Here is a 14,559-nt window from a genome sequence, read left to right as displayed (position 1 = left end):
ATGGAGATCCCGCAGGGACCCAGCCGCATCATGCCCACGTCGATGCTCAGCAGCGGCGCGGAGGACCTCGACGGTCACCGCCGCGAGCTCGAGCTCAACGTGCTGGACGGCGCGCTGCCGGCGGACCTCCACGGGCACCTGTTCATCGCCGGCTCGATCGCCTCGCTCGGCCGCCCGGCCTTCACCGGCGAGGGCACGCTGTACCGCTTCGACCTCGAGGCCGACCGGATCCGCCTGACGCAGAACATCATGCGGCCGCCGTGTCACTACGCCGACCGCGCCGCCGCCAACTTCGGCGAGTTGATGCAGTTCCGCGACATCGGCCTGTCGCGGATCTCGCCGCTGCTCGGGATCCGCACGGTGCTGAGCAACTCGCCGATCCCGCTGCGCGACCGCATGATCGTGACGACCGACGCCGGCCGCCCGTGGGAGTTCGACCCGGTCACGCTCGAGCTCGTGACCCCGATCGGCAAGGCCGACGAGTGGCTCGGATCGATCCCCGTGCCGTGGGCCTTCCCGCTGGTGCTGAGCACCGCCCACCCGGCCGAGGACGAGGCCACGGGCGAGCTGTTCACCGTCAACTTCTCCAACCCGGCGCCCGGCGGGCGACCTGGCTTTTCGCACCTGGTCCGCTGGACAGGTCGGGCGCTCGAGCACTTCACCCTGATCGACCGCGACGGCGAGGCGATCCAGATCCACCAGTGCGTGCACCAGATCCAGGTGACCCGCCATTGGGTGCTGATCCAGGACTCGGCGTTCGTGGTCGAGATGCGCCAGCTGGCGCTCGACGTGCTCGGCCAGGTGCTGCCGGTCGAGCCGCTGCGCGAGCTGCTGGGCGCGAGCACGATGCGGACGCAGCGGCCGACGACGGTGATCCACGCGATCCGCCGCAGCGACCTGCGGCCGCGCGCCGGCGGGTTCGCCGACCACCCGACGCCGGTGCTGGCCCACCGCATCGAGCTCGAGGGCGAGTCGGTGCACTTCTACGCCGACTTCGAGGACGACGGCGAGCACGTGCGCCTGATCGTGCCGCACACGCCGACGCTCGACGTGTCGGAGTGGATCCACGAGGGCGAGGACCTGCTGAGCGGCGGCGAGGCCGGGATCGAGGTCGCGGGCATGCAGATCCCGTGCGCCCTGGCCCGCGGTCGCCTGGGGATCCACAAGGTCCACGTGCCGTCGGGCAAGGCGGAGTCGCGCTTCGTCGAGGGCCGCGAGACGTGGGGCCTGGCCCTCGGGACATACGCGCGCCGCGGGCCGGAGAAGCCGATCGAGGTCGTGTACTACAACACCAGCGGGTTCGCGCCCGAGCTGGTGCCGTCGCGCCTGCTGTCGGCGTACGCGCCGCGGGTGGATATCGGGGCGCTGCCGCTGGCCGACGGCGAGCCGCCGCGCCTGCTCGAGATCGACACGACGACGGGAGTGATGCGCAGCTACACGGCGCCGAACGGCTGGAGCCTGCTGTCGCCGAACTTCATCCCGCGCCGCGGCGGGCCCCGCCACGCCCGCGACGGCTACGTGGCGGTGCTGGCCCACGCGTCGGAGACGGTGCCGCGCACGCTCGGCTCGACCGGCGAGGAGCTGTGGCTGTTCGACGCCAACGACATCACCCGCGGCCCGGTCGTCCGCCTCGGCCACTCGGTGCTCGACTTCGCGTTCACGATCCACGGCTCGTGGGTGCCGACGCTGAAGCCCAGCCGTCGCGACTACCAGGTCGACATCCGCAGCGAGCTCGACCTCGAGTACATCCGCACCCGCGCGCTCGGGTCGCTGGCGTTCTCCGATCTTTTTAATGAGACGCTCGGCCGGGTGATGCACAGCGACGACGTCGACTCGCTGCTGCTGAACGCGGTGTTCCCGAAGTTCTGAGGGCGAGGTCGCGTGAGCGCAGAGGGCGAATCGCGGCTCTGATGATTCAGGCCGCGCGCGCTCGCGAAGGTGATTGCGAATGGCGGGAGGTGGCCGCTCCGGCGCACAATGTCGTGAGTACCCGTGAGCGGTACCATCTTTTCGGGATTTCCGAATAGTTGATAGGGCCGTGCGCCCGAGGCGGTGAGGCGAGGGACCGGCGCTCGCGGGGCCTTCGGGGTGGTGAGAAATATCTCTAAATTGAGCGACCAGGCGGGTGGTCGGCGGGCCTGTCCGGAGCGCCAGGTGCTTGACGCCCGGCCGCGGATCTCGTACCACTGCGCCCCCACGCCCAGGTAGCTCAGTTGGTAGAGCAGGGGACTGAAAATCCCCGTGTCGGCGGTTCGATTCCGTCCCTGGGCACTCTAGAGAACCGAAGCAAAGAGGCGGAGCGCGCGGCGCCCCGCCTCTTCGCTTTTGGACTCAAAAGTCAGCGGCGGCGGCCGGGCGGGCGCAGCGGCTTGTCCCAGCGCTGAGCTGGCCCGTGAAGCCGCCCATGTCGAGGGTGAGCGAGCCGCGCAGGACCAGGCCGGCCGCCTGGAGGGCCGGGTCGGTCACCCGCGGGAGCGGCGAGATCCACGCCAGGCGGCCGCCGGGGGCCAGGACGGCGGCCGCGTTGGCCACGAAGGCGGTCAGCAAGGGGCCGACGTCGCCACGGTGCACGCGTCGGCCCATCGGCGGGTTGGTGACGATCAGGGTGACGCCGGTCGGCCGATGCGTGGTGGCGTCGGCCAGGGTGAGCTCGGCGCGCAGGCCGGCGTTGCGCAGGTTGGTCGCCGCGACGGCGAGGGCGCGCGGGTCGAGGTCGGTGCCGAGGAGGGCCGCGGCCGGGCCGAGCAGGCCGCGCTCGCACAGCTCGAGGCCGGAGCCGACGAACGGGTCCCAGACGACGTCGGCGGGGCGGACCTCGGCGAGCCGCGCGAGGGCGGCGGCGATCGTCGGGTGCGAGGCGGCGGGGACGTCGCCGCTGCGGTAGGAAAATCGCGGGTCGGCGGACTCGAGCGCGGGCTTGTCGTCGACGGGCTCGAGTGCTTCGCGGTCGGTGGAGTGGCGCGAGGTCGCGGGGTCCGTGGGGTTGCGGGAGGTAGCGAGTTCGCGGTCCCTGGTGTTGCGCGAGGTCGCGGTTTGGCGGTCGGCGGCGGCGGGCTGGGCGAATGCGAGTCCTTCGCCCGGCTTGTCGGTCGCGCTCCAGCGACGCGGGCGCAGCTCGGCGCGGACGAGCAGACCCGCGTCGTCGACCACGACCTCCCAGGTCGTCTCGCGCGGGTCGTTGACGAGCTCGGGCCACCGCGCGGCGGCGGCGGCGGCGACCTGCCAGACGAGGGCGCGGCGGTGGCCGCCGCGGGCCCAGGCGAGGCGGTAGCGGACCTGTCCCTTGGTATATGTGTTGAAGAGCAGGCGGGCTTCGGGGCTCGTCAGCAGGGCGGCGATGGTCGCGGGCAGATCTGTCCCGCGGGACAGGGGCGGCAGCGGCAGGCCGACCTCGGTCCACAGGCGAACCGCGAGGAGGTCGCGCAGCGGGCCGCGCAGGGTGGCGGCGACGCGGCCGGGGCCGAGGACCCGCGGGGCGAAGCCGGGGCCGAGCGCGTCGACCAGCAGCGGCTCGAGGCCGGGGCGGCAGCCGAGCATCAGCGGGCGCGGCTCGGCGGCGATCGCGTCGAGATCGATCGCCGAGCCGACCTCGCCGCGGCCGAGGCTGCGGCCGAGCATCAATCGGGCCCGCGCGGTCAGCCGCTGCAGCTCGGGGTCGCCCGTCTCGAGGCCGTCGAGCCAGGCGAGGGCGTCGGCGTCGCCGACCTTGCCGAGCGCCTCGACCAGGCTGCGCAGGTGCGGCAGCGAGGCCTCGGCGCGGGCGCGGGCGAGCAGGGCCGCGGCGACGTCGGGGCCGCCGCGCTTGCCGAGCGCGCCGATGGCGTTTCGCCTGGTCTTCGGGTCATGGTCGTCGAGACATGCCTTTAAATGCATGTCGACAGCGGGGTCGGCGGGCAGGCGGCCGAGGACGCGGACGAGGCGCGGGCGCAGCGGCGGCTCGGCGTCGGGCAAGCGGCGCAGGAGGGCAGGGGCCGCGGCAGCGCCGGCGCGCAGGAGGGCGCGCTCGACGTGGACCGCGAGGTCCTCGTCGTCGCCGAGCAGCTCGACGACGTCGCGGAGGTCGTGGCGGCCGGGGGTGAAGCCGGCGTCGGCGACGGCCTGTGCGAGCTGCTGGCGGCGCTCCGGCGCGAGCACGGGCGCAGGTGAGGTGCGCTCGGTCGCAGGCTCGGCCGGATCGGTCGGTGGGGTCGCCATGGGCGGCGAAGCATAAGCGATGGCGAGCCGCGCCCTCACGGAGATTCGCCGCGGCGACGCACCGCTGCGCGCGAGCGACGGGCGCTCACTTGCCGAGCGGCGCCTTCTCCATCAGCACGGGCACCGCGTTGGGGCCGCGGCGGACCTGGAACGAGGTCATCGCGGTGCGGTAGCCGGGGGCGTTGAAGCGGAGCAGCAAGGTCGCGCCGTCGTCCTTGAGCGGGAGCTCGGGGAACTTGTCGACCGTGTAGGCCTTGTTGTTGACGCACGGGCCGCTGACGCACTCGACGGTGGTGCCGGCCGGCGCGCCCTCGAACTGGAACACCGCGCTCTCGGGGGCGCCGAACTCTCGCTCGAGCGCGAACTGGATGTAGTTGCGGCCGGGCACGAGGTTGTAGGTGCCGACGTAGGGCTTGTAGTGCATCGCCCGGAACTCGAGCTGCACCGTGGCGCCGGCGGCGGGATCGCGATCGGCGGGTAGACGCCGGTGATGAAGTCGGCCGAGCGCGTCGGACACGGGCCGCTCACGCACTGCACGATCGTGTTCTGCGGGCCCTTGGCGAATTCGAGGTTGGCCACCGCGGCGTCGGCCGCCGGTGAGGCGGGTGCGCCGGATGCGCTGCTCGGATTCGCGGCCGCTTCGGGCGCCGGCGCGCTCGCTGCCGCGACCAACTCGCAGGTGCAGTGGGCGTCGTCGACGGCAGCGCAGCGCACGCCCGGCGCGACCCGCTCGATGTAGACGGCGCACGGGTCGTTCCCGGGACCGCTGGCGACGGTGCTGGCGGAGGCGGCGTCGGGCGTCGCGGAGGCGGAGGCGTCCGAGCGCGAGCGGCCGGAGCATGCGATGCCGAGGACACACAGGCCGAACAGGGCAGGAGTGATTGCACGCATGGCGCAGCTCAGCTTTTAGCGCGGGCCGGCCGACCGCTCAAGAAACGGACCGGGCCGCCGTGCGCCCGAAAGGCCGAGCTTGGCCGCGTCGGCGAGGGTCCACCGAGCTCGGCCGCCGCTCTCGGCAAGGCTGCAGAGCCGGGTGTGACCCGGCGGACCCGGCGACGATCTCGAGGCCGCGGCGCGGGGAGGTGGCGCGGTCCAAACCGGCGCGCGCAGGACCCGAGGTCCGCGAGCGGTGCGAAGCGGGGGGCGCGGCCGGGTCGGTGCGGGCGGCGGCATCCGAGGTCCGCGAGCGGTGCGAAGCGAGGCGGCGCGGCCCGGGTCGGTGCGGGCGGCGGCATCCGAGGCCCGCGAGCGGTGCGAAAGCGAGGCGGCGCGGCCCGGGTCGGTGCGGGCGGCGGCATCCGAGGCCCGCGAGCGGTGCGAAGCGAGGCGGCGCGGCCGGACGGGTGCGCGCCGGCATCCCGAGGCCCGCGAGCGGTGCGAAGCGTGGCGAGGCGGCCCGGGTCGGCGCGCGCAGGACCGGAGGCGCGGCCACGAAGGCCCGAGACCCACACCCGGCCACCCGCTTTCGCCCGTGAAAGCCGGCGGCCCGCCCGGCGAGGCAGCGTATGAACCGAGATTCACGTGCCGCGCGGCCCGGGTTCGGCTAAGTGCCAGACATGGAGATCCTGGACCGACTCAAGAGCATCGTGGGGATCGGCAAGGCGACGATCGAGCTGTCGAAGGTCGACACGCCGGTGCGCGCCGGCGCCGAGCTGCACGCCACAGTGATCTTGCGCGGCGGGGACTACGACGTCGCGGTCCAGGACGTGCGCCTGCACTTCGACGAGGAGCGCATGGTGTACACCGCGCAGGGCCGCGGCGACTTCGCGTTCTGGCAGCAACACGCGAACGTGACGATCCCGCTAGGCGGACGGATGCTCGGCAAGGACGAGCAGCTCGAGATGCCGGTGGTCCTCACGCTGCCGGCCGACCTGGCGGCGAACGCGGAGAACCTGCGCTACGTGCTCATCGCGGAGACCGAGATCCCCGGGCTCAACCCGAAGCACGCCGTGCCGGTCGAGGTCGTGGCATAACCACGATCGATGTCCGACGAGCGACTCGACGCGGAAGACCTGAACCGCCTGCGCGAGCTCGGTCAGCGCTTCATGCGGGCCGTGCCTCACAACAACGCGCTCGGCCTCGAGCTGCGGTCCGTCGGCGAGGGCCGGGCCGAGATCTTCCTGCCCTACGACCTGCGCCTGGTCGGCAACCCCGAGACCGGGGTGCTGCACGGCGGGGCGATCTCGGCGCTGATCGACGCCTGCTGCGGCGCAGCGGTGTTCCAGGCGCTGCGCAAGCCGATGGCGATCGCCACCCTCGACCTGCGCATCGATTACCTCAAGCCGGCCGCTCCCGGCGTCGGCGTGACCGCCCGCGCCCACTGCTACAAGGTGACGCGCCACGTCGCGTTCGTCCGCGGGGTCGCGTTCCTCGACCACGAGGACGACCCGATCGCCACCAGCGCCGGGACCTTCATGCTCGGCACGCGCACGACCAGCCGCACCGAGGGGGCCACGTGAGCACGAGCGATTCGTGGCTGCGACAGGTGCTGGCGGAGGCCCGCGCGGCCGGTGACCCGAGCCGGCTGGCGGCGGCGGTGCCGTACGCGCAGACGATGGGGATCTCGCTGCTGCTGGCGCCCGGGGGGCCGCACGCGGGCGAGCTGCTGGGCGTGATGCGGTTCGGCGAGCACTTGATCGGCAACCCGGTGCTGCCGGCGCTGCACGGCGGAGCCCTGTGCGCGCTGCTCGAGTCGACGGCGATCTTCCAGCTGCTGTGGGAGAGCGAGCTGTCGGCGACGCCGCGGACGATCGGTCTCACCGTGGAGTACCTGCGCTCGGGTCGCCCGGTCGACACGTTCGCGCGCGGGATGCCGACCCGCCAGGGCCGCCGCGTGACCAACGTCCGCGTCGAGGCCTGGCAAGACGACCGCTCGCGCCCGATCGCGGTGGCCAGCGCGCACTTCCTGGTCCACAGCGACGAGGGGCCGGCGAAGCTCGAGATCTGAGCGGCGGTGCCGGCCGCCGACCCGCACGAAGTGCATGACGCCGGCGAGAGCGAGCGGCCGTCCCGGGCCTCTGGAGGCGGCGATCGGCGACGCCGGGCCGCTCTCTTGCGGGCCGTGGTGCGCGCTCGGCCGGTGGCGCGCGGTTCGGGCTGTGCGCGCCGTGGACGCGGCTCGGGGTGGTAGAGCGCGGCTCGGGATGGGTGGGCGCGAGGCGACCCGGGCTGGTGGTGCGCGGCTGGGCTGGCGCGGACCGTGAGGCGAACGAGGCCGGTGGTGCGCGGCTGGGCTGGCGCGGGCCGTGAGGCGACCCGGGCTGGTGGTGCGCGGCTCGGCTGGCGCGGACCGTGACGTGGCTCGGGCTGCCCAGGGCACCCTACGTTGCGCCTGGGAGCCGGGCGGGCGTCCTGCATCCCGGGGCCTCGAGCACCGGCGGCGAGACGTCGCCGGGCGCGCTCCCGGAGTCCGCAGCACGAGGGCTGCGCCCGGCCCCGAGCCGCGTCCGCGCGCCCCGGGGCCGGCTCGAAACGAGCGCGCTCGTCCCGGGCGCGCCAGCCGGTACACTGCTCGCGTGTCCCCGTCGCACCACGGCCGGCTCGAGGCCGCAGGATGAGCAGCGCGCCGCCCGGGTCCGAGTTCCGCGCCCGCGCGCGCGCCGAGGCCGAGCGCTACGGGCCCGACCCGTGGGTGTTCGTGCGCGAGCTGCTGCAGAACGGCCGCGACGCCGGGGCCACGAAGGTCGAGTTCACCTGCGAGGCCCGCGGCGGGCGGTGGGTGCTGCGCTGCCGCGACGACGGCGAGGGCATGACCTTCGCTCACGCGCGCCGCTATTTGTTCGCGCTGTACGCCTCGAGCAAGGAGTCGCGGCGCGACCAGGTCGGCCGCTTCGGCGTCGGCTTCTGGTCGGTGCTGCGCTTCGAGCCGGAGCGGATCGCCATCCGCTCGCGCGCGCCGGCCCGACCCGAACTCGCCTGATCCGGAGGACAGGTCGGGCGCGTGGGCGCTCGAGCTCGCAGGCGACCTGGCGACGGCGCGGAAGATCGCGCCGCCGAGCCTGCCGGGCACGGAGATCGAGCTCGAGCGGGCGGCGGTCGACGAGGCGCTCGAGCGGCGGGTGTTCGACGCGGCGTTCCAGAACGCGCGCTTCCTGGCGACCCGCGACGACCCGGAGCGGCCGCTGGTGGTGACGGTCAACGGGCGCAAGGTGAACAAGCCGTTCGCGCTGCCGGCCCCGAGCGCGAGCTTCCGCCGCGGACGGGTGCGCGGGGTGGTGGCGCTCGGCGAGGCGGCGCGGGTCGAGCTGTTCTCGCGCGGGCTGCGGGTCCGCTCGGCGGCGTCGCTGGCCGACTTCGTGGTCGCCGGCGGCCGCAGCACCGACAACAGCCGCGTCCACTTCACCGAGCTGCCCGGCCGGCTGGCCCCGCAGGCGCTGCTCGAGAGCGACGCGCTCGAGCTGATGCTGTCGCGCTCCGACGCGCGCGACAACAAGGCGCTGCGCCGCCTGGTCGACCTGGCCCAGCGCGAGCTCGAGGGGCTGATCGCCCGCCAGCTCGACGCGGTCCGCCCGCTGCCGTGGTGGCAGCGCCCGTGGGCCGGGCTGCGCGACCTGGTCCGCCGCTCGCTGGCGGTGCGTATGTTCCTGGCGGCGCTGCTCGGCGCGGCGCTGGCCGGCGGGGCCGCCTACGCGATGTGGGGCGACCGCGTGTGGGCCCGCTTCAGGCCGGCCGCGGGGATGTCTTATGGGACAGGTCCCATCGGACATGGCGAAACGGCCAGCGCCAACCTGCCGGCCCGCTACTCCGACCTGGCCGCGCGCTACCGCGGGCCGCAGGTCGACGTGCTGACCGGCGCCGGCGCCCGCGAGCCGCCGCTGACGTTCCGCCCGGCCGACCTGCGCCTGCACTTCGCGGCGCTGCTGTTCACCCGCCTGGGCGACACCGCCGAGGCCCGCCCGCCCGAGCCGCGCGGCGACTACGCCTTTACGACATGTCCCGAAGAGCAGGTGTGCCCGGAGGTCGAGCTGCGCCTCGGGGCGCCGGCCGGGCCGCTGCGGGTGCCGGTGCCGACGGGCCATCGAGTGGTCGCCGGCAGCGCGGCGCTGGTCGACGCCGACCACCCCGAGGGCGCGCCCGCGGCCCTGCAGGTCGGCGCCGACGGGGAGGCGCTGCTGGTGCTGCCGGAGGCCTCGGAGGCGACGCTGGTGTATCGCACCGCGCCGGCCCCGGCGGGCCCGCCGACGCGGCCGGTGTCGTCGGGGCTGCTGCCGGCCGACGTGCGCCGCGAGGCGCGAGCGCTGCGCGGGAAGTCGATCGCCGCGCGGGTGTCGGCGCTGACCCGGCTGACCCGCGAGCTGGTGGCCTACAGCACCGCGCCGGAGGTGGCGGCGCAGCACCGGGCGCTGGGCGAGGAGCACTTCGTCGCCCGCGCGCTCGAGATCGGGCAAGGCGACTGCGACGTGCAGAACGGGCTGCTGACGGCGCTGCTGCAGGAGGCGGGGGTCGAGTCGCGGCTGGCGATCGGGTTCGTCGGCCAGGACGGGCGCGTGAACCCGTGGCTGCACGCGTGGGCCGAGTACCGCGGGCAGGACGGCGAGTGGGCGGTGGCCGACGCGAGCACGGGGGTGGCCCTGGGCACGCCGGCCGGGCCGCTCGAGCCCGGGGAGGTCGACGCGGCGGCGGACACGACGGGCTCGCTGGCCGCGGCCGACACCGCCGAGCTCCCGCCGGCCCCGCCGGGCGAGCCGCCGGGCGACATGGCCGTCGGGGCAGGTTCTTCGGAGCATGTCGGAACGGCCATGTCGTGGCGGCGACCGCTGGCGCCGTGGGGGCTGGCCGTGGGGGCTGCGGCGCTGTTCGCGGTGGCGCTGTTCGGGCTGCTGCGCGAGCGGACCCGCCGGCGGGTGGCGCTCGACGCGAGCGGCGACCTGTCGCGGCTGCTGCAGGGCGCGCTGCAGCAGCCGGAGGTGTTCCAGGCGGTGCCGGCGGTGTTCGAGCGGCCGCTGGTGCCGACGGCTGCCGGCGGGGCGCTGTCGCTGGCGCAGGCCAAGCGGCTGGCGGCCCGCGGGCGGCTGTACCGCACGCGCCGGCGCTCGCCGCTGGCCGTCGACGCGCTGGCCGGCGACGCGGCGGTGCTCGACGAGGAGCGCCCCGAGGCCCGCGCGGTGGCCGACGCGCTCGGGGCGACCGACCTCGATCTGTGGGACGCGCTGCTGAGCACCGCGGGGGAGACCGAACTGCTGAAGGCGGTGAGCGCCCGTCTGACGGCGGCGGGGGAGCCGTGGCAGGTGCTCGCCAGCCCGTCGCTCGGCCCGGAGGAGCTGCGCAGCCTCGATCTGGCGCCGCTCCGCCTGCGCAAGTCGCCGCTGCGCGGCCGCCGGGTGGTGGTGGCGGGCGCCCAGAACCCGTGGCTGCTGGACGCCGCCGGGGTGCTGGCGGCGCGCCCGGCCGCGGCCGTGTTCGCGGCCCTCGACTATCTGCTCGACCGCCTCGACCTCGGCCCCGAACGCACCGCCCGCCTGCTGCGCCAGGCGGCCCGCGAGGCGGTCCACGAGGCGGCCCGCGGGAGGCCGGCGTGAGGGAGCGCGAGATGTCCCTCGGGACAGCTTGAGAGAGGTCAGGTCTGGATATGTCTCCCGGGACATGTTCTTGGTTTCCCCTCGAAGGGCGGCACGCGCCGAGCAGGGAGCAGAATATGTCTTTAGGGACATGTCGATGAAGGTCGGGCGTCGGAGCCTCGGCCGAGAAGCGAGAGACACCTCGAGGGGCACCTTTTTGAAAAAAGTCCGGGGGGACATGGGGGCGGGGGTGAGCGAGACGGTCGACCTGCGCCAGCTGCTGGCGATCGACATCGAGGCGGAGCTGCGCAAGCTGGCGACCGCGCAGCTGCAAGGGCCGTGGCAGCTGCCGGCGAAGCTGGTGCGGCGGTCGCTGTCGGCGGGGCGCGCACCGTCGAGGTCGAGCTCGGGCGCGCCTCGGTGCGCGTGCGCGACGACGGGGCGGCGATCGGGCGCGAGCTGCTGCTGGCGCTGGCCGACCTGCTCGACGCCGGCGTGCAGGCCGAGCGGCGCCACCGGGCCCTGCTCGCGCTCGAGGAGGCGGGCGCGCTGGCGCTGCTGGCCCTGCCGGCGCTGCGGCCCGGGCGGGTCGAGATCGTGGCGCGCTCGCACGGGCTGGTGCGCCGCCTCGAGTGCGCCGGGCAGGGGCGCGCGAACCTGTCCGAAGGTGCAGATCCATCCGGCGGCCGCGGGACCGAGTTCGTGGTCCGCGGCGCCGAGCTCGACCCGGCGCGCGCGCGCACGTACCTGGCCGATGTCGCCCGCTTCGCGCCGGCGGCGGTCCGGGTCGACGGCGTCGACATCGGCGACGGCCTGCGCGGCTACCTCGCGCGCGCGGAGCTCGAGCTGCCGCCGTTCAAGCTGCGCGGCACGGTGGCCCTGGCCCACCGCGGCGAGCCGGCGCGGATCTGGCTGCTCGTCCACGGGGTGGTGTCGACCCACGTCGGGGTCACGCGGGCGCCCTGCTTCGAGGCGGTGGTCGAGCTGGCCGACAAGTTCGCGGCCGGCGAGCTGACCCCGGCCGCGACCGCGGCCGACCTGCGCGAGGCGATCGCGCCCGCGCTCGAGGCGATCGTCGACGCCGGCGTGCAGCTGATGCTGGCGACCGGGGCCCGCTCGGCGAGCCTGCCGGCGACCAGCCAGGCGCGGGTGCTGCACCTCCTGCTGCAGGCGCTGCGCTCGCGTCGGCGCGCCGCCGAAGTGCTGGCGTTGCCGGTGGTGCCGGCGCTGGTGAGCCGCGACGAGCGGCGGTGGTTGGCGATCGAGAACCTGCCGGCGCTGGCCCGACCCGAGCCGGCCTTCGCCCTCGAGCCCGAGCAAGACCCCGACGAATTCGCCTTGCCGGGCCCGCCGGTGCTGCTGCTCGGCACCGCGGAGCGGGGGATCCTGGCCGAGCTGCTGCAGCTGCGGTTCCGCTCGCCGCCGCCGCGCGGAACCGAGCAGATGCCGGTCTCGGCCGCGCTGGCGCGGGGCTGGCGACGGCTGGCGCAGGCTTTCGGCCGGGCGCGGCGACCGTTGCCGGATTCGGCATTGTCGGCGGCCGAGCGGCGGTTCCTGGCGACCCTGCGGGCGGCCGTGCGCGGCGGGGCGGGGGCGCCGGAGCGGGTGGAGCTGTGCGCCGGGGCCGGTTCGCCGCGGGTGGCCGGCGAGCCGGCGACCCTGTACCTCGGGCGCGAGCACCCTGACGTGCGGGCGGCGATCGCCGCGGCCGAGACCGGTGAGGCGTGGGTCTTCCCGGCCTGCATCGCGCTGCTCGCCGGCAGCGGCATGCCGGGGACGGCGAGCCGGGCGACGTGGGTCCGGACGTGGCACCGGCTGTTACAAGGGCGGTGATGACCCCGGTCCGCGTCGACGACCCCGACGACCCGCGCCTCGCCGACTACCGCGAGCTGGAGGCGCTCGGCCACCGTCCCGACCCGCGCCGCTTCATCGCCGAGAGCAAGCTGGTGGTCGAGCGCCTGCTGCAGAGCGCTTACCCGATCGCCTCGGTGCTGACGACCGAGAGCCACTGCGCGCGCCTCGGCCCGGCCCTGGCCGCGCGCCCCGAGGTGCCGGTGTACGTCGGCGAGCAGGCGCTGCTGCGCACGGTGGTCGGCTTCAACTTCCACCGCGGCGTCGCGGCCTGCGGCCTGCGGCCTGCGGCGCTGCGCTGGAACGACATGGCCCCGGGGACAGAGCATGAAGATGTCCCGGAGGACATGTTGTCGGCGCTGTGCGAGCGACCGGCCTACACCGTCGCGCTGGCCCAGGGCCTGAGCGACCCGGCCAACGTCGGCGCGATCGTCCGGGCCGCGCGGGCCTTCGGCGTCGACCTGCTCCTGCTCGACCGGGCCGGCGCCGACCCGCTGAGCCGGCGGGCGATCCGCGCCGCCGCCGGGAACGTGTTCGCGCAGGGGCTCGCCGGCGTCACCGACCTCGTCGCGGTGGTGGAGCGGCTGCGCCGGGCCGGCGCCACGGTGCTGGCGGCGACCCCCGGTCCGCGGGCGCGGCCCCTCGGCGCGGTGGAGCGGCCGGCGCGGCTCGTGATCCTGGTCGGCAGCGAGGGTCAGGGGCTGCCGGCGGCGTTGCGCGCGGTCAGCGACGCCGAGGTCGCGATCCCGATGCGCCCGGGCGTCGACTCGCTGGGGGTCGCGGCCGCCACCGCGATCCTGCTGTACGCCCTCGCCGGGGCGCAGGACCCGGGGTTATGATGGGCGCCAGGCGAACGACATGGACGTCATTCTCAGCGCCTCCCTCGGGCTCCTGTTTTTGGTCGTCGGCACGGCTGCCGTGTTCCTGATGTACTACCTCTGGGGCTTCCCGTTCGACAAAGCCACGCGCACGAGCGCCGCCCCGCCCTCGCTGATGCGGCTGCACCGGCAGCTCGGGTGGTTCTACATCCTGATCTACATCGTCTTGATGTTCGAGATGGTGCCGCGGATGTGGAACTACCAGGTCGAGTGGCCGGCGCGGACCGTCGCGCACATGTGCCTCGGGATGGGGGTGGGCTTCATCCTGATGATCAAGGTGCTGATCCTGCGGTTCTTCCGCCACCTCGAGGAGTGGATGCCGGCGCTCGGGACGTCGCTGCTGGCCTGCACGATCATGCTGGCCGGCCTGTCGATGCCGCACGCGTTCCGCGAGATGGCGCTCGCCAGCGAGATGGGCGACGTCTACGGCGACGAGAACCGCGCCCGCGTGAAGAAGCTGCTGGAGTCGGCCAAGCTGCCCGAGGAGGCGCCGATCGACGAGCTGTCGTCGGTCGACTCGCTGCAGGCGGGCCGCCAGGTGCTGCTCAAGAAGTGCGTCGCCTGCCACGACCTCAAGACGATCCTCGACCGCCCGCGCTCGCCGCTCGACTGGGTCGGCACCGTCGACCGCATGGTCATCAAGCCCAGCTTCAACGAGCCGATCTCCGAGTTCGAGGGCTGGCAGGTCACCGGCTACCTCATCGCCATCTCGCGCGACCTGCAGCGCTCGCTGAAGGAGCGCCGCGCCCAGGAGGAGCAGCGCGAGCAGGCCGACGCGGTGCTCGCCGCGCCGCCGCCCGGGGCCGCGCCCGCGGTCGCCACCGAGCCGGCCCCGGCGCAGCAGATCGACGCCGCCGCGGCCCGCAAGACCTACGAGAGCGTGTGCAGCCAGTGCCACGAGCTGTCGGAGGTCGAGAAGGCGCCTCCCACCAGCGAGGCCGAGGTCATCGAGGTCATCCGCCGCATGGTCGACGACAACGAGATGAAGGCGACGCCCGAGCAGATCACCCACATCGAGTGGCACATGATCAAGGTGTTCGTCCACCGCGGCTGACCGTTCGGACAGGTCATCCAAAGCAACGAGACAAGGAAGGATCTCTCAGCATGCAGCGCGATCTCGAAGGGCTCACCATCGTCGT

12 protein-coding genes and 1 tRNA gene are annotated in these 14,559 nt (G+C 74.5%); 11 read left to right on the top strand and 2 right to left on the bottom strand.

The genetic code is table 11. The features are described from left to right. Entirely contained in the window at nucleotides 1–1,869 is a 1,869-nt protein-coding gene (locus tag OV079_RS35080; protein WP_267773764.1) for a carotenoid oxygenase family protein, read from the top strand. 329 nt (nucleotides 1,870–2,198) lie between these two features. Continuing rightward, nucleotides 2,199–2,271 (top strand) — tRNA-Phe (locus OV079_RS35075). A 60-nt stretch (nucleotides 2,272–2,331) separates the two neighbouring features. On the opposite strand, the gene OV079_RS35070 is transcribed toward OV079_RS35075, so the two are convergent. Together OV079_RS35070 and OV079_RS35065 are read right to left on the bottom strand one after the other, a co-directional pair. Beyond that, entirely contained in the window at nucleotides 2,332–4,194 is a 1,863-nt protein-coding gene (locus OV079_RS35070) for a HEAT repeat domain-containing protein (RefSeq protein WP_267773763.1), read from the bottom strand. Between the two features lie 85 nt (nucleotides 4,195–4,279). Then, a complete protein-coding gene (locus tag OV079_RS35065) occupies nucleotides 4,280–4,639 on the bottom strand; it encodes a hypothetical protein (RefSeq protein WP_267773761.1) in 360 nt (119 codons plus the stop codon). A 45-nt stretch (nucleotides 4,640–4,684) separates the two neighbouring features. On the opposite strand from OV079_RS35065, the gene OV079_RS35060 reads away from it, so the two are divergent. The 9 genes from OV079_RS35060 (at nucleotide 4,685) to OV079_RS35020 (ending at nucleotide 14,474) form a co-directional block, all read left to right on the top strand. Continuing rightward, nucleotides 4,685–4,933, top strand: a complete 249-nt coding sequence (locus OV079_RS35060; protein ID WP_267773760.1) for a hypothetical protein — start codon at nucleotides 4,685–4,687, stop codon at nucleotides 4,931–4,933. An 817-nt stretch (nucleotides 4,934–5,750) separates the two neighbouring features. Beyond that, on the top strand, nucleotides 5,751–6,167 hold the full coding sequence (locus OV079_RS35055) for a sporulation protein (protein ID WP_267773747.1): 417 nt from the start codon (nucleotides 5,751–5,753) through the stop codon (nucleotides 6,165–6,167). A gap of 9 nt (nucleotides 6,168–6,176) precedes the next feature. Next, nucleotides 6,177–6,653 carry a PaaI family thioesterase gene (locus OV079_RS35050; protein WP_267773745.1) on the top strand — a complete coding sequence of 159 codons (477 nt, stop codon included), beginning with the start codon at nucleotides 6,177–6,179 and terminating at the stop codon, nucleotides 6,651–6,653. Then, complete coding sequence (locus tag OV079_RS35045; protein WP_267773743.1) at nucleotides 6,650–7,141, top strand: PaaI family thioesterase; 492 nt, start codon at nucleotides 6,650–6,652, stop codon at nucleotides 7,139–7,141. Before OV079_RS35050 ends, OV079_RS35045 begins: the two co-directional genes overlap by 4 nt. A 606-nt stretch (nucleotides 7,142–7,747) precedes the next feature. Next, the gene (locus OV079_RS35040; protein WP_267773742.1) at nucleotides 7,748–8,113 is read left to right on the top strand and encodes a sacsin N-terminal ATP-binding-like domain-containing protein; all 366 of its coding nucleotides are present in this window, start codon (nucleotides 7,748–7,750) and stop codon (nucleotides 8,111–8,113) included. A gap of 139 nt (nucleotides 8,114–8,252) precedes the next feature. After that, a complete protein-coding gene (locus tag OV079_RS35035; protein ID WP_267773740.1) occupies nucleotides 8,253–10,712 on the top strand; it encodes a transglutaminase-like domain-containing protein in 2,460 nt (819 codons plus the stop codon). Between the two features lie 318 nt (nucleotides 10,713–11,030). Beyond that, a complete protein-coding gene (locus OV079_RS35030) occupies nucleotides 11,031–12,524 on the top strand; it encodes a hypothetical protein (RefSeq protein WP_267773739.1) in 1,494 nt (497 codons plus the stop codon). Then, the gene (locus OV079_RS35025; protein ID WP_267773738.1) at nucleotides 12,524–13,381 is read left to right on the top strand and encodes a TrmH family RNA methyltransferase; all 858 of its coding nucleotides are present in this window, start codon (nucleotides 12,524–12,526) and stop codon (nucleotides 13,379–13,381) included. Before OV079_RS35030 ends, OV079_RS35025 begins: the two co-directional genes overlap by 1 nt. A 19-nt stretch (nucleotides 13,382–13,400) precedes the next feature. Then, nucleotides 13,401–14,474: a hypothetical protein gene (locus OV079_RS35020; RefSeq protein ID WP_267773737.1), complete on the top strand. Its 1,074-nt coding sequence runs from the start codon at nucleotides 13,401–13,403 to the stop codon at nucleotides 14,472–14,474. The last annotated feature ends 85 nt before the right edge of the window (nucleotides 14,475–14,559 follow it).

The sequence above is a fragment of the Nannocystis pusilla genome, from assembly GCF_026626665.1.
Classification (GTDB): Bacteria; Myxococcota_A; Polyangia; order Nannocystales; family Nannocystaceae; genus Nannocystis; species Nannocystis pusilla.
This window is presented reverse-complemented; position numbering and strand designations above follow the sequence as displayed.

Excerpts from the sequence above, each read along its gene's own strand:
- OV079_RS35080 (WP_267773764.1), top strand. The coding sequence starts at position 1 with ATGGAGATCCCGCAGGGACCCAGCCGCATCATGCCCACGTCGATGCTC.
- OV079_RS35070 (WP_267773763.1), bottom strand. The coding sequence starts at position 4,194 with ATGGCGACCCCACCGACCGATCCGGCCGAGCCTGCGACCGAGCGCACC.
- OV079_RS35060 (WP_267773760.1), top strand. The coding sequence starts at position 4,685 with ATGAAGTCGGCCGAGCGCGTCGGACACGGGCCGCTCACGCACTGCACG.
- OV079_RS35055 (WP_267773747.1), top strand. The coding sequence starts at position 5,751 with ATGGAGATCCTGGACCGACTCAAGAGCATCGTGGGGATCGGCAAGGCG.
- OV079_RS35050 (WP_267773745.1), top strand. The coding sequence starts at position 6,177 with ATGTCCGACGAGCGACTCGACGCGGAAGACCTGAACCGCCTGCGCGAG.
- OV079_RS35040 (WP_267773742.1), top strand. The coding sequence starts at position 7,748 with ATGAGCAGCGCGCCGCCCGGGTCCGAGTTCCGCGCCCGCGCGCGCGCC.
- OV079_RS35025 (WP_267773738.1), top strand. The coding sequence starts at position 12,524 with ATGACCCCGGTCCGCGTCGACGACCCCGACGACCCGCGCCTCGCCGAC.
- OV079_RS35020 (WP_267773737.1), top strand. The coding sequence starts at position 13,401 with ATGGACGTCATTCTCAGCGCCTCCCTCGGGCTCCTGTTTTTGGTCGTC.